13 protein-coding genes are annotated in these 14,772 nt (G+C 67.0%); 6 read left to right on the forward strand and 7 right to left on the reverse strand.

The genetic code is table 11. From position 1 onward, the window contains the following. Window positions 1–32: 32 nt before the first annotated feature. The 5 genes from LMJ30_RS15065 to LMJ30_RS21680 all read right to left on the reverse strand — a co-directional run bounded on the left by LMJ30_RS15065 (window position 33) and on the right by LMJ30_RS21680 (window position 5,260). Entirely contained in the window at window positions 33–2,645 is a 2,613-nt protein-coding gene (locus LMJ30_RS15065) for a carboxypeptidase-like regulatory domain-containing protein (RefSeq protein ID WP_229433158.1), read from the reverse strand. A 127-nt stretch (window positions 2,646–2,772) separates the two neighbouring features. Continuing rightward, a complete protein-coding gene (locus LMJ30_RS15070; RefSeq protein WP_229433159.1) occupies window positions 2,773–3,618 on the reverse strand; it encodes a fimbrial biogenesis chaperone in 846 nt (281 codons plus the stop codon). A gap of 44 nt (window positions 3,619–3,662) precedes the next feature. Beyond that, complete coding sequence (locus LMJ30_RS15075; protein ID WP_229433160.1) at window positions 3,663–4,175, reverse strand: DUF4402 domain-containing protein; 513 nt, start codon at window positions 4,173–4,175, stop codon at window positions 3,663–3,665. A gap of 50 nt (window positions 4,176–4,225) precedes the next feature. After that, window positions 4,226–4,747, reverse strand: coding sequence for a DUF4402 domain-containing protein (locus tag LMJ30_RS15080; RefSeq protein WP_229433161.1), 522 nt, complete (start codon window positions 4,745–4,747; stop codon window positions 4,226–4,228). A 384-nt stretch (window positions 4,748–5,131) separates the two neighbouring features. Then, complete coding sequence (locus LMJ30_RS21680) at window positions 5,132–5,260, reverse strand: hypothetical protein (protein WP_267869672.1); 129 nt, start codon at window positions 5,258–5,260, stop codon at window positions 5,132–5,134. A 175-nt stretch (window positions 5,261–5,435) separates the two neighbouring features. Here LMJ30_RS21680 and LMJ30_RS15085 point away from each other — a divergent pair, with 175 nt between their 5' ends. The 6 genes from LMJ30_RS15085 (at window position 5,436) to LMJ30_RS15110 (ending at window position 12,077) form a co-directional block, all read left to right on the forward strand. After that, entirely contained in the window at window positions 5,436–7,265 is a 1,830-nt protein-coding gene (locus tag LMJ30_RS15085; protein WP_229433162.1) for a DUF885 domain-containing protein, read from the forward strand. 197 nt (window positions 7,266–7,462) lie between these two features. After that, window positions 7,463–8,686, forward strand: a complete 1,224-nt coding sequence (locus LMJ30_RS15090) for a sensor histidine kinase (protein WP_229433163.1) — start codon at window positions 7,463–7,465, stop codon at window positions 8,684–8,686. After that, on the forward strand, window positions 8,679–9,446 hold the full coding sequence (locus LMJ30_RS15095; RefSeq protein WP_229433164.1) for a LytR/AlgR family response regulator transcription factor: 768 nt from the start codon (window positions 8,679–8,681) through the stop codon (window positions 9,444–9,446). Before LMJ30_RS15090 ends, LMJ30_RS15095 begins: the two co-directional genes overlap by 8 nt. A gap of 105 nt (window positions 9,447–9,551) precedes the next feature. Next, window positions 9,552–10,142 (forward strand): hypothetical protein, encoded by a 591-nt coding sequence (locus LMJ30_RS15100; protein WP_229433165.1) that lies wholly within the window; start codon window positions 9,552–9,554, stop codon window positions 10,140–10,142. Window positions 10,143–10,263: 121 nt separating this feature from the next. Further along, the gene (locus LMJ30_RS15105) at window positions 10,264–10,716 is read left to right on the forward strand and encodes a hypothetical protein (protein ID WP_229433166.1); all 453 of its coding nucleotides are present in this window, start codon (window positions 10,264–10,266) and stop codon (window positions 10,714–10,716) included. A gap of 62 nt (window positions 10,717–10,778) precedes the next feature. After that, window positions 10,779–12,077: an NAD(P)/FAD-dependent oxidoreductase gene (locus tag LMJ30_RS15110; protein ID WP_229433167.1), complete on the forward strand. Its 1,299-nt coding sequence runs from the start codon at window positions 10,779–10,781 to the stop codon at window positions 12,075–12,077. On the opposite strand, the gene LMJ30_RS15115 is transcribed toward LMJ30_RS15110, so the two are convergent. Together LMJ30_RS15115 and LMJ30_RS15120 are read right to left on the reverse strand one after the other, a co-directional pair. Then, complete coding sequence (locus LMJ30_RS15115) at window positions 12,064–12,798, reverse strand: sensor histidine kinase (RefSeq protein WP_229433168.1); 735 nt, start codon at window positions 12,796–12,798, stop codon at window positions 12,064–12,066. The genes LMJ30_RS15110 and LMJ30_RS15115 overlap by 14 nt on opposite strands. Before the next feature lie 76 nt (window positions 12,799–12,874). Beyond that, window positions 12,875–14,494 (reverse strand): response regulator, encoded by a 1,620-nt coding sequence (locus LMJ30_RS15120; RefSeq protein ID WP_229433169.1) that lies wholly within the window; start codon window positions 14,492–14,494, stop codon window positions 12,875–12,877. Between the last annotated feature and the right edge of the window lie 278 nt (window positions 14,495–14,772).

Here is a 14,772-nt window from a genome sequence, read left to right on the forward strand (position 1 = left end):
AAATGTAGACAGGCCGCCAGTTTAACGTGTTCTTACTGGCTGCCGGCGACGATGATGAAATCGCGGGCGTTGAGCAAGGTGCCGTCGGCCGCGATCTCGATCAGGTGCATGCCGGTGTCGGACAGGCCAAGCCGCTCGAGCTGGGCGGGCGAGACGCGCAGCAGGTACATGCCGGGGAACACGGCGGGGATCACGTAATAGCCGTCCGACGAGGTCTTCATGGTGGCGGCCACCTTGCCGCCCGGGCCCAGCAGTTGCAGCTCCAGGTCGCCGACCGGGCGCCGCACGCCGCCGGCCAGCAGGAAGGTGGTGCCGTCGATCTCGCCGGTCACCGCCAGCGCGAAATCGAGCTCGCTGACCTTGCCCGGACGCGGCACCAGCCGCACGCCCGGCACCCGCGGCTGCCACTGCGGATCCTCGAGGGTATTGGTGTCGAAGCCGATGTCGAGGTGCTGGTAGGACGGCAGCCGCGGCAGGTAGGCCAGCCCGTTGGCGTCGGTACGCGCCATGTGCTTGCCGCCGTTGATGGTAAAGCCGGCATTGCGCACCGGTTGGTCGCCTTCGTCCATGACGCCGTTCAGGTTACGGTCGAGGAAGACGCGCAGCGAGGCGGCGCCGGTGCCGGCCATCGGCTGGGCCTCGGCCAGCAGGCGCCCCTGGCGCGGCTCGATCCCCAGCGCCATGAACAGCTGGAGGCCGGCGCCATACTCGTGGCGGCTGGTGTAAAAGCCGTTCAGCCCGAGGCCGAAGCTGCCCAGGCTTTTGTTGAGCGCGCCGCTGAGCCGGTAATGCGGGTTGGCGAACGAGCGCGCCAGCCCCAGGTTGGCGACCAGGCCATCGGCCAGGTAGTAGTCGGCCGACAGCGCCACCGCGCCCAGGCCGGCGTGGGGCGAGATCGTGTATTCGAGCTGGCCATTGAGGCCGATCCCGGCCACCCTGCGGCTTGCCTGCAGCACGCCGTCGGCGTATTTGCGCCCGGCCAGCTTCTGCCAGCGCAGCACCTTGCTGACTGCCATGCCGTTGCGGTAGGCCGAGACGCGGCCCAGCAGCTGGGTCGCCTCGGCGCCCGAAGCCAGCGTGTCGCGGCGCGCCTGCAGCGACATGGGCAGGGCGATGCCGGGCGCGGGCACGGTGCCGTCGATGCGCAGCTCGTCGCGGCAGGCGACCGGATCGGCGGAGGGCTGGAAGACTTCGCTGGTGAAGCCATCGAGTTCGGCGCGGGTGGCCGACAGCGCCAGCCTGCCCAGCCGCGTCTTGACGCCCACCTGCGCCAGCTGGCCGCCGTCGCCGGCGCGCGCGGCTTCGCCGCTGAGGATGAACGAGCGCCAGTATCCGTACAGGCCAAGGTGGGCGTAGCGCTGGTCGATGCCATTGACCGGCAGCCGCGCCAGCGCGCCGGTGGCGGTCACGAAGCTGGCCAGGCCCCAGTCGAACTGCGCCAGCGAACGGTGGCGGCCGTCGCGGTCGCGGTGCCCGCTGGCGCTGTAGTAGAGCGAGCCGGGCGCGACCGCCGACTGCTGCAGCAGGAAGCTGTAGCGCTCGACGCGCAACTGGCCCAGCGGACCGTGGAACACCAGCCGGAAATCGTTGGGGCCGTAGGACAGCGGCATGTCGGGGAAGTTGTATTTGCCGTCGGGTCCGGACTGCTGGAAGCCGACCAGCGCTTCGTTGTAGTACAGCTCGACGTCCCAGCCCGGCGCCAGGTCGCCCTGCAAGGTGTGCTTGTCGAAGCGCGATGGCTGGTTCAGCGGGCGGTTGCTGACGGCGGCGCCGTTGCCGGTCGAGCTGGTCAGCGAGATATTCTGCACGCCGGGCACTGCCACGCTGCCCACCTGGGCGCTGCGCGCATGCAAGGGGCCGAGCAGGCCGGCGTCGGGATCATGGCGCCCGAGCGTGGCGCGCAGGTGGCCGGATGGCTCGCGCGGGCCGCGGGTGGCGAACACGGAGGCCTGCATGCCGAGCAGGTCGGAGGTCAGGAAGGCGCTGTAGTTGGTTTCGGTGCGGCGCCGGGCGCCCCCGCCAGTGACCGCGACACCGATGGTCTGGTCGATGAAGGGCAGGCCGGCCAGGCGGTAGGGAAGCTCATGGCGGGCATAGCCGGGGTCCTGGTAGCCGCTGCGCGCACCGGCGCCGGCGCCGCGCTGGCCGCGCGCGCGGCGCGCCTGCAGCGGCAGCATTTCGCGCGGGCGCACCTCGACGGCGAGGCTGGGCAGGTCGACCAGCAGATCGACCGGCAGCCAGCGCGCCAGCAGCCGGCTCGACACGTAGATGTCTTCGTGCTGCAGCTTGACCTTGGAGCGGTCGAGCCGCTCGCGCACGCCTGCATTGATGACTTCGCGCTCGATCACGTCGAGGCTGAAGCCGCGCTCTTCGGACAGGATGTAGCCGCTGGCGCGGCCCTCGGCCGGGGTGGTGCGGATCGCCAGCGTAAGCAGGCGCGACAGTTCGCCCAGCGGCAGGAAGATCTCGCGTTCGATTTCGTAGGCGGTGACGGCATCGGCCAGCACACTGCGGCCAAGGCGCACTTCGAGCAGTAGCAGGTTGGCTTCGCTGTGGGGCGCCGGCGGCGGCACCTGGGCGTGCGCGTGCAGCACCGGCAGCAACGCCAGCGCTGCGCACAGCACGACCCGGTGAAATAAGTGCATCTCTCGGCAATATCCGTATCAATCGTGGCATGGCGGCGCCATACCGGAAGTTACGATTATTGTTGAGGTGGAAATGAACTGATCGAAGGAGAAGGAGGGATATTTCCCTCCTTTTGCGGGGCAATTGTTACGGCAGCGGCAGGGCGGCCCGGGCCAGCACGGCGCCGCCGGCGTCGGCGCGCTGGCGGAACACCACATCCAGGGCGCCGCGCGCCAGCGCCACGCCCTGCGGGACCTGCAAGGGCAGGGTGGCGCGGCGCACCGCGTTGGGGCTGTAGACGGCAATGCCGCCCGCGGTGGCCAGCACCTGCGGGGCGCCGCCCTGCGGCGTGAACGTGACCTGGACGTCGCCGTAGACCGAGCCGTTGCCAAGGCGGTCGAACTGCAGCGCCAGCATCGGCGCGCGGCCCGCCTCGGCCTTGTGCAGGGCCAGTTGGGACAGGCTGACCGTGCCCTGGACCGCGCCGTGGCGTACGATTACCGGCATCGACGCGCCCACCAGCGCATTGAGCTTCACGCCGATGTCGCCCGGCTTGCCGTGCGCCTCAATGCTGGTGCTGCCCGCGGCCGCCGGCAGTTTTTCGAAGTGCAGGTGGGAGCGGTATTCGCCTTCCGCCAGCACGGCTGGCTTCCTCAGCATCAGGCGCACGGTCTGGGCGGTGCCAGGCTGCAAGGTGACCTGGCGCGGCGAATAGCGCAGCATCGGATCGGCGAACAGCTCGCCCGCAACCGGCGCGGCAACCGGCTCGAAGCGGCCGTCCTCGGTCATGCGCCGGTTGACCAGGGTGATACGGTAGGTCGCCGCTTCGCGGCTGTTGTTGATCAGCTCGACCTGGGCGGCGCGGTCATTTTTGTCGAACACGATGCGGGTAGGGTGCAGCATCAGTTCCGCGTGGGCCGACTGCGCGGCCAGCGCGAACAGGCAGGGCAGCAACAGGCGCCGGGCGCGCTGTGCCAATACGATGGGCGGCATGGCAAAGTCCTTTCAAAAGACCGCGGCAAGCCCGCGGCCGGGATTTATTGGTAATTGACGGTGACCTGGAAGGAAGCGCTGTAGTCTCCCGCAGGCTGGTTCGGCCCTACCGACAGGGTGGCCCCGACATCAAACGCCAGGCCAGATGGCGTGAGCGTGAGCAGGCTGCCGGAACCGCTGACGAAATTCACCACCGGCATCGAGTACGGGCCGTTCGCCAGGAACACCTCGCCGTTGCCGGGCAGGGAAACGATGACCGACTTCGACGCCCCGCTGCCGTTCAGGGTGAGCAGGTTGAAGCCCGCGCTGCCCGCTCCCGCCGAACTGATCAAGACGACGCCGCCGCTGCGCGAGCGCGCGCCGTTTGGCGCTACCGTCAGGGTGCCGCCGCTGCCGGCGACGAAGGGGCCAAAACTCAGCGAGCGGGTATTGACGAGTGACAACTGGGCTGCGGGACCGCCAGCTGGCTGTTCCGGCACGGTTCCGATCTGCTCGAGCGGAGGAAGGATCTGCGCCATGGCAGCGAGCGGCAGCAGAAAAACGACAAGGGCAAACATGGGGCGGCGCGCAGGCATCGGAAATGACTGTTCCCTGCGCGCCTGCTTGCTTAGTTGTACTCGACGGTGGCAATGACGTTGCCGGTGTAGGTGCCCGGCGCCTGGCCGGAACCGACCGTCAGCACGCCGCCGACGTAGATCGACTGGGCGCCGCCGGTCAGGGTACCGGTGGTGACGTTGCCGGAGGTGGTATTGGCGGCGGTCAGGTCGCTGACGGCGGCGAAGGCCATCGTGTCGGTGCCCGAATCCAGGGTTGCCGGTGCAGTCAGGTTGATGCTGTAGGTGGCATCGGCTTCACCGGTCACATCGAACTTGGCAGCGGTCGGGGTGCCGCTCATGCCGATCACGGCGCCGGTCACCGAGCGGGCGCCGCTGGTGCTCACCGTAATGGTACCGCCGGTGACGGCAGCGAACTTGCCGAACACGAGGTCGGCAGCTTTGGTGATGGCGATCGGGGTCACCACGGTGCCGGTCGAGCTGGCGCTGGTGTTGGCGGCGATCGCGGCTGGGGCGGCCGCAACGGCGGCAACGGCGGCGATGAGCTTGAGGGTGGTGCGCAATGGCTTGGTCATGTTTGTCTTCCTTCGGACATTCGTTATCACCGGCGCCGGATGGCGCTGGCTCCTATGTTTGAGGTATGGCAAGAAAGACGGCCGTTGCCACACCTCAACTTGCTATTTTGCAATGCGATGGTAACAATCTTTTTGTAACCGTTCATTATATTTTTGCCATTTAACAAAAATATAACAATGTGTTGCGTAAATATCTATGCTCGTGCCAGCCAGCAGGGTGAAGGATGGGGCAGAAAGGCTGGGCCTGGACTGTTGACGGCAGCGTTCGCCGGTTCCGTTTGTCCTGGATCAGGGAAACTGCAACAGGCGCTCAAGTCGGAAAAGATGGGCGAGCGGGCGCGGCGGCGCCCGCCGGAGCCAGCGGCACAGGTGGCTGCGCCAGCTTCAGGCGCGGTCTGCGGTGGCGAAGTGCGGTGTGATAACTGTCGGCTTGACCGGCTCGTGCCTGTCCTTGCACGCGGCAAGCGACAACAGGCAGGCGATGGCGGCGATGGCCCTGGCGTAGTGGTTCATGGGGATCCCCTTTGCACTTCATGATAGTGCGTTTTCGGTCCATACGGCGCATGGTTTGGCGTCTTTACACTATGAAAAACGGGTATTTCGTTCTGGTTTGCAGCATTGATCCGTGATAAATTCTGCCGCGGCAAGAGCGCGTAGCGCCTGCCTTTCACGAATACGGAGACCATGCATGCCAGTTGACACCCGTCGCGCCTCGAAAATCACCCTCGCGCTTCTCACCCCATTCCTGCTCGCATCGAGCGCGCTGGCCCAGGGGGCGCCATCGGCAGCCCCGGCGGCGGTGGAAGCCGTCGCCCAGCAACGCAACCCGGCGTTCGACGCCTGGGCCGACAAGTTCTCCGCCGACTGGGTCCGCCTGTCGCCCGAGCGCGCCACCGCGTCGCAATACTTCAGCGGCGCCGAGCAGCAGGCGCTGGACCGCCAGCTGGCGCCGCAGACCAAGGCGCACCGCCAGAAATACGTCGTGATGGCACGCAACGGCATCACCCGCCTCGACCGCTTCCTGGCCGGCAAGCTCGACGCCAACCAGCGCATCTCGGCCCAGACCATGCGCTGGTCGCTCGCCAACACGGTGGCCAACGAACCGTTCGAAGACCACGCGTTCACGTTCTCGCAGTTCAGCGGCGCCCACATCGCGTTGGTCACCTTCATGACCGAGACCCACCCGATCCGCAACGCCGCCGACGTCGACAACTACCTGGCGCGCCTGGCCCAGGTCGGCGCGCGACTGGACGAAGCGACGGCGCGCGCGCGCAGCGCCGCCGCGCGCAAGCTGGTCCCGCCACGCTTCATCCTCGAACGCGCGCAAGGGCAGGTGGACGCCTTCCTCAAGCCTGCGCCCGGGCAGAACGTGCTGGTCACCTCGCTGGCCGAACGCACTGCCAAGCTGGCGGACCTGGCGCCGCAGGCGCGCGACGCGGCCATCGCCAGCGCGACGGCCATCGTCGCCGCCAAGATCCGCCCCGCGTATGAACGCACGCGCGGCTTCCTGGCCGAGATCCACCCCAGGACCACTGACGCGGCCGGCATCGACCGCCTGCCGAACGGCGCCGCGGCCTACAGCCAGGCGCTGGCCAACTTCACCGGCACCAAGCTGCAGGCGGCCGAGATCCACCAGATCGGCCTGCGCGAAGTGGCGCGCCTCGAAGGCCAGATGGACAAGCACCTGCGCAGCCTCGGCTTCACCGAAGGCAGCATCGAAGAACGCATGCGCGCGCTCGACAAAACCTTCCAGCTGCCGCTTGAACCCGACCCGCGCCCGGAAATCATCAAGCGCTACAACGCCATGGTGCGCGATGCCGAACAGCGCTCGGCCAAGCTGTTCAACCTGATGCCGAAGTCGCCGGTCGACGTACGGCGCGAACCGCCGCTGACCGAAGGCAGCGCCTCGGCCCACTACAGCCTGCCGGCGCCGGACGGCAGCCGTCCCGGCATCTTCTGGGTGCCGCTGCGCGGGCCGGTGTTCGACATGATCCGCATGCGCAGCCTGGCCTACCATGAAGCCGTGCCTGGCCACCACTTCCAGCTGGCGATCCAGCAGGAACTGCAAGGCCTGCCGAAGTTCCGCACCATGCGCATCTTCGGCGGCGGCAGCGCCCACTCGGAAGGCTGGGCGCTGTACACCGAGCGCCTCGCGGTGGAAGAGGGCTGGTACGAAGGCGACGTACCGGGCCTGCTGGGTGCGCTCGGCTCCGAACTGTTCCGCGCGCGCCGGCTGGTGGTCGACACCGGCCTGCACAGCAAGGGCTGGACGCGCCAGCAAGCGATCGACTACGGCCTGAAGCCATCGGAAGTCGAGCGCTACATCGTCTGGCCTGGGCAGGCGAACGCCTACATGCTCGGCATGCTGCGCATCCTCGAACTGCGCGACAAGGCCAAGGCCGAGCTCGGTCCGAAGTTTTCGCTGCCAGGCTTCCACGACGTCGTCCTGCGCTCCGGCTCGGTGCCGATGGACGTGCTGGCCAAGCTGGTCGACGAATGGATCGCCTCCCAGCGTTAATCTGAGGAAACGGTTTCCCAAATCGGGGTCAGACCACCGCATTTTTGGAATGTTCCAAAAATGCGGTGGTCTGACCCCGATTTTTGCAACTTTCCGGGTGTTCGTCGGCCCATGCGGGGTTTCGTCGCTTTGCCGGGCCAGGCTTGCGCTACCCTTGTTAATCTGTGTTCAGGCCAATCAAAACCTGGAAACCCACCATGACCAATACCTTCTTCATCCTTCGCCTCGCCACCGTGTGGATGGCGTGCTACCTGGCGATCGTTATCTTCATTAACGAGGCAGTGCTCGACGATGCCGACGATTCGCGCGGCGGCTTCTTCTTTACCCTGGCCCTGGTGCTGTTGTTCGTTATTTTTAATAGCGCGTTTTCCCACTTGCGCCGGGTGCGCCTGATCGCCGGTAACGTCAACAGCGCCAACCTGGCCAACCGCCAGCGCCGCCAGATCGAGGTGCCGTTCGAGGCCGGCGCCGCGTTCGACATGGTGGAGGCGGCGATTCGCGAACTGCCCGGCGCCGAGGATATCGAGAGCGCGCGCGACAGCCTGCAGGTGCGCGCGAAGCTGAAACGCACCGATCCCTGGGACCTGCGCGCCCGCACCAACCAGGTGCTGGTAACGGTCACGCCCAACGGCGACGCCGGCAGCGTCACCGTGATCTGCGAGCCGCAGCGGCTGGCGTGGACCGACTGGTTCCTGGTGGACTTCGGCACCAACCTGGAGACCGCCGAGGCGATCAGCCGCGCCATTTCGCGCCGCGTCGCCGAGCGCCGCCGCATGGAGCAGGCGTCGGTGCGCGAGACCGTCACCGAGAAGGAGCTGACGGTGGCCAAACTGAGCCTGCTGCACGCCCAGGTCGAGCCGCACTTCCTGTACAACACCCTGGCCAGCGCCCAGATCCTGACCCGCAGCGACCCGGCCCGGGCCGACCAGATGCTGGGCAACCTGATCATGTACCTGCGCCAGTCGATGCCGCGCACCGAAGACCTGCCGTCGACCCTCGGCGAGGAGCTGGCGCGCGCCCGCGCCTACCTCGATATCCTGAAGATCCGCATGGGCCCCAGCCTGAACCTGTCGATCGATATCCCCGAGCCGCTGCTGCCGGTGCCGTTTCCAACCATGATGCTGCAGACGCTGGTGGAGAACGCGATCAAGCATGGCCTGGAGCCCAAGCCGGGCGGCGGCACCGTGTGGATCCTGGCGCGCGCGGTGGAGCAGGGCGTGGCGGTGACGGTGGCCGACGATGGCCGCGGCTTCTCGGCCGAGGGCGGCGGCACCGGCATCGGCCTGCGCAATGTGCGCGAACGCCTGCGCCTCGCCTACGGCAATGCGGCGTCGTTCGCGATCGTGTCGAATTTCCCGAGCGGCGTGGCGGCGACCATCACCGTTCCCTGCCCATCGGTCACCGGAGACAAGCATGACTAAGTGCGTGGTCGCCGAAGACGAAGCCCTGCTGCGCGAGTCGCTGCTTGGCCTGCTGGCCGAGGCCTGGCCCGAACTGGAGGTGGTGGCCGCCTGCGAGGATGGCGGCGCGGCGCTGGAAGCGATCGCGGCGCACCAGCCGGACGTGGCCTTCCTCGACATCCGCATGCCGGGCCTGACCGGGCTGGAGGTGGCCAGCGCACTGGCCGAGGCCAGCCCGCACACCCGGGTGGTGTTCGTCACCGCCTACGACCAGTATGCGATCGACGCCTTCGAGCGCGGCGCGGTCGACTACCTGCTCAAACCGGTAGTGCGCGAGCGTTTGCTGGCCACGGTGGCGCGGCTCAGGCAGCGCGCCCCGGCCGGCGCCGATCCGGCCCAGCTGGCGGCCCTGCTGCAACAGCTGGGGCGCGCGCTGCCGGCTGCCTCGCGCCAGCCGCCGCTGGTGTGGCTGACCGCCAGTTCCGGCGCCGAGACGCGCCTGATCATGGTCGACGACGTGGCCTACTTCCAGTCCGACAGCAAGTACACGGTGGTGATGACGCAGCAGGGCGAGTCGCTGCTGCGCAAACCGATCCGCGAACTGCTCGACGTGCTCGACCCGGACATCTTCAAGCAGATCCACCGCTCGACCATCGTCAACCTGAAGGCGATCGCCTCGGTGGCGCGCGACGAGTCCGGGCGCGGCATCGTCAAGCTGCGCACGCGCCCGGAAACGCTGTCCGTGAGCCAGCCGTTCATGGCATTGTTCAAGAATATGTAAGTCTTGTTACGTACTTGTAAGGGGCCGCCGGAACGCGGTGCTGGTCTGCTACCATCTTCTCAAAGATCAGGCGGGTACTCCGCCTTCCCCTAGTCAGGAGGACGTATGAAGAAGATGCTCATCGGCGCCGCGCTGTTTGCCGCGGCCGCTGTCCCGGCCGTGGCCCAGACCCACGTTTCCATCAATATCGGCGATCCCGGCTTCTTCGGCCTGATCGACAACCGCGGCTACGCCGCGCCGCCCGTGTATGTGCGCCGCCCGGTCATCATCGAGCGGGTGCGCTACTACGGCGACCCGGTCTACCTGCGCGTCCCAAAGTACCACCGCGTGAACTGGGGCAGCTACTGCCACCGCTATGACGCCTGCGGCGTGCCGGTGCTGTTCGTGCGCGACGACTGGTACCGCGACACCTACGCGCCGCGGGTGCGCCATATCTACCGTGACGGCTACCGCGACCGTCCGCACCATGCCTACCGCGAGCGCCCGCGCCATGTGGTGCGCGAAGTGGTGTACCGCGACCGGCCGCAGCGCGTCGTCGAGAAAGTGGTCTACCGCGACAGGCCGCGGCCGGTAGTGGTGCAGCAGGTGGTCTACCGTGATTCGCATACGCACCGGGTGGTGCGCGCCGACCGCGGCGAGCGACACCACGGCAAGGGACACGGCCGCGGCCATGGCCACGGCCGCGACAAGGACTGACCCGGCCAGGTGTAACTCTTGTTACAGGGGTGCGGTGGCGCACGGAATTCGATGTTGCCTCTGTTAAACTTCAGCCATGGAATCGGGCAACTGCCCGGTCATTATTCGAAAAAGAGGCATCATGAAAAAATTGCTCATCGCCGCCACCCTGTGCGCGGCCGCCGTACCGGCGCTGGCCCAGATCGACGTCAACATCAATATCGGCGACCCGGGCTTCTACGGCCGCATCGACAGCGTCGACCTGCGTCCGCGCGTCTACGTGACCCAGCCGGTGATCATCGAACGCGACGTGCGCTACCGCGCCGAGCCGGTCTACCTGCGGGTGCCGCCAGGCCACCGCAAGAACTGGGCGAAGCACTGCCACAAGTACGATGCCTGCGGCCAGCGGGTGCTGTTCGTGCGCGACGACTGGTACGCCAACAGCTACGCCCCGCGGGTGCGTGAAAAAGTGGTGGTCCGCGAAGTGCATGTCGACCGCCGCGACCACCACGATGACGACCGTGGCCATGGCCATGGCAAAGACAAGCACAAGGATAAGCACAAGGACAAGCACCACGGCAACGGCAAGCACTGACCCGGCGCGGCCATTCGCTCCGCGTGCTAGACTGGTGTTAAATTTACAACCGGGAGAAGCACTTGCGGGGCGAAATCGTGATCGTGGGCGGTGGGGCCGGGGGACTTGAACTGGCCTGTAAGCTGGGGCGCAAGCTGGGCCCGTCAAAGGTGACGCTGGTCGACAGCCGCCTGTTTCACATCTGGAAGCCATCGCTGCACGAAGTGGCCGCCGGCACGCTCGACGTGCACCAGGAAGGCCTGTCGTACCAGATGCTGGCGCACGACAACGGTTTTACTTTCCTGTACGGCGCCATGACCGGCCTCGACAGCGCAGAGAGAATCATCACGGTCGGTCCCATTGCCACCGTGGCTGGCGAACAAGTGCTGCCAGAGCGCCAGGTCGGCTACGCGCGGCTGGTGATCGCCGTGGGCAGCGTCTCCAACTATTTCGGCGTGCCTGGCGCCAAAGAACACACCATCTCCCTGAATGCCACCGAGGACGCCGAGCGCTTCCGGCTGACCCTGCTCAAACTGCTGGCCGTCACCGAGCACAGGAAGGCCGGCGAGCGGGCCGCCGGGCTTGATGTCGTCATCATCGGCGGCGGCGCCACCGGGGTCGAACTGGCCGCCGAACTGCGCGAGGCCAGCTGGGTGTATGCGTCCTACGGCTTCCAGCACCTGCAGCCGGGGCGCGATGTGCGCATCACCTTGCTCGAAGGCGCGCCGCGCATCCTGGCCCCGCTGCCCGAACGGGTCTCGGCGGCGGCCAGCCGGCTGCTGGGCGAACGCGGCATCCGCGTCGTGACCGACTGCCGCGTCACGGCGATCGACGCCGGCAAGGTGACCGACAAGGAAGGCAATACCTATCCCGCCGACCTGTGCGTGTGGGCGGCGGGCATCCGCGCGCCGGAGTTCCTGTCGTCCCTGGGATTGCCGGTCAACAAGGGCGGCCAGGTCGAGGTCGACGAATTCCTGGCAGTGCGCGGCGTGCCGGGGGTGTATGCAATGGGCGACTGCGCCGCCTGTACCGACGGCGACGGCAAGCCGGTGCCGCCGCGCGCCCAGGCCGCCCACCAGCAGGCCGACTACCTGCTCGACGCCTTCGTACGCGATGCTGACGGCAAGCCGGCCAGCGGCAAGCCTTACCGCTACCGCGATTATGGTTCGCTGGTGTCGTTCGGCCAGACCACCACGGTGGGCAGCCTGATGGGATCGTTAAAGGGATTGAGCTGGTTCGTCGAGGGCTATTTTGCCCGTACGATGTATGTCAGCCTGCACCTGCTGCACCACCGTGCGGTGCTGGGCTCGGTGCGGACCGGCGTGCTGGCGCTGGCGCGCTTCCTGATCAAGCGCTCGACGCCGCTGGTCAAACTCCACTGACGGCGGCGGCCTGCTTCGGCAGGGTCACCGTCAGTACCGCGCCGCGGCTGTCGGCGGCCGATGACAGGCGCAGCCCGCCGCCGAGCCAGGCGGCGCGCTCGCGCAGCAGGCGCAGGCCGTGGCAGCGCGACAACCCGCCATCGGCCGCCGCGACCGGGCCGACTCCGTTGTCGCGCACGGTCAGCATCACTGCTTCGTCGTTGTCATCCAAAATCACATCCACTTCGCTCGCGTTGGCGTGGGCCGCGACATTGCGCAGGCCTTCCTCCACGCAGCGCAGCAAGGCCACGCCCTGTTCGCGGGTATAGACGGGGTCTTCGTCCGGCAGGCTGATGCGGGCGGTGATGGTGTGCGCGGCGTTAAATTCGGTGACCAGCTCGCGCAGCGCGGCCTTGATGCCGAGGAACTCCAGCTTGTCGTTCCACAGTGCCAGCTGCATGTCGCGGTTGGTGTTGATGATGTTGGCCAGCAGCTGCTTCATCTGGGCGGCGCGGTCCTGCAGCGCCTTGTCGGCAGGCATCTGCTGGGCCAGCAGCGCCAGGTGCATGGTCAGCGCCGTCATCGACGAGCCGAGGTTGTCGTGCAGCTTGCGCGCCAGCAGGCGGCGCTCGTCGTCCCAGCAGGTGGTCAGGTGGCCGAGCAGCTCCACCAGGTCGGCATTGCGGTCGGCCAGGTCTGGCTCGGCCTGGCTGGCGGGGATGTTTTTTGACGGTGCTGTCATCGGTCGCCCTGTGAAAGTTTCAAAAATCATACAACAGCTTGCGCCAGAGCGGCGCAAGCCGCAGCCTCACGCCTGTCTACTTGGCAGCGGCCACAGGGTCGCAACTGCCCAGCGCTTCGAGCAGCTGGTCGATGCCGACAGGCTTGACCAGGTGCAGGTCGAAGCCTGCTTCCAGCACGCGGCGCTGGTCTTCCGCCAGGCCGTAGCCGGTCAGGGCGATCAGCTTGACGGCGCGGGTGGCGGGGTCCTTGCGCAGGCGGCGCGCCACTTCGTAGCCGTCGATGCCGGGCAGGCCGATGTCGACCAGGGCGACGTCCGGGGTATTGCTGGTTGCCATTTCCACGCCTTGCACGCCATCGGCCGCATAGCTGACCGCATAGCCGTACGCGTCGAGCATGGTGGCCATCATTTCGCGGCCGTCGTCGTTGTCTTCGATCAGCAGCACCGAGGGCTTGGCGGCCGGCGCGCCGGGTTCCTGCTCGCCGGGGGCCAGCTGGACCGGGGTGGCGCGCGGCAGGCGGATCTCGAACGTGCTGCCGGCCGACGCGCCGTCGCTGTGCGCGCTGACGCTGCCGCCGTGCAGCTCGACCAGCCTGCGCACCAGCGCCAGGCCGATGCCGAGCCCGCCCTGGGCGCGGTCGATGGTGATGGTGCCTTGGACGAAGACGTCGAACACGTGCGGCAACAGCTCGGGCGAAATGCCGACGCCGGAATCGCTGACGGTCAACACCACCTGGTCGCCGTCCTCGGCGATCGTGATGCCGATGGTGCCGCCGGCCGGGGTGTACTTGAGCGCATTGTCGATCAGGTTGCTGGCGATCTGTTCAAGGCGGGTCGGGTCGCCATCGACCCAGCCCGGGGCGAGGTCGACATTGAGCGAATAATTGCCGGTACGGCCAGTGGCGCGGAAGGTTTCCAGGCAGGAGCCAACCAGGGTCGACACGTCGATCGCCTGGCGCGACAGCAGTATCTTGCCGGACATCGCGCGCGACAGGTCGAGCAGGTCGTCGACGATGCGCGACAGGTGCTGGCTCTGGCGCTGGATGATCATCTTGGCGCGGGTGACGGTGTCGGGGCCGGCGCCAGCCAGGCCGATCAGCGACGCCGCGCTGCTGATGGCCGACAGCGGATTGCGCAGCTCGTGGCCGAGCATCGCCAGGAACTCGTCCTTGGCGTGGCTCTTGCGTTCGGCGGCCTGGCGTTCCTCGATCTCGCGGGTCAGGCGCTTGTTGGTGGCGGTCAGTTCCGTGGTGCGCTGCGACAGCTTGTGGGCCTGGCGGCGCAGTTCTTCGTTCTTGGTGGCGAGCGTGACGAAGACCTGGACCTTGGCGCGCAGGATCTGCGGGATCACCGGGGTAAACAGGAAGTCGGCGGCGCCGCGCTGGTAAGCCTTCAGGCGGTCGATTTCGTCGGCCAGGAAAGCGGTCACGAAAATGATCGGGATGTCGGCCGAGCGCGCGCGCTGGTGGATCGCCTCGGCGGTCTCAAAACCGTCCATGCCGGGCATGTTCACGTCCAGCAGGATCACGGCGAAGTCATGCAGCAGCACCTGGCGCAAGGCATCCTGTCCGGAGCGCGCTGCGAGCACTTCGTAATTCGATTCTTCTGCCCATTGATCAAGCAAACTTGTCAGTGCAAGAAGGCTGGCCGCATCGTCGTTGACGACCAGGATCTTGGGTTTCTCTATTTTGGGCACGTAAGTCCTGCGCTGCAGTGGTGGAGTTTCGGTTAATCAATGCATCCGGTCGACAGGATAGCAGACAGCGCCAGCGGTCCTTCACACATCACGTACTCGCTTGCTTGCCAGCATTTACGGTGTTGTGGGGAAGCATCATATCAATCGTGCAACCCGGTGTCAAAAGCACCCGTGCGCAGCAGGAGAAGGTGTGCAAGGTACGCTGCCGCACATACCAATGTGAGCGGATGTGCAATAGTCGGATCAACCGTTGTCGAGGGCCTGGAGGCTAGGCCAGA

The sequence above is a fragment of the Massilia agrisoli genome (genome assembly GCF_020831365.1).
Lineage (GTDB): Bacteria > Pseudomonadota > Gammaproteobacteria > Burkholderiales > Burkholderiaceae_D > Telluria_A > Telluria_A agrisoli.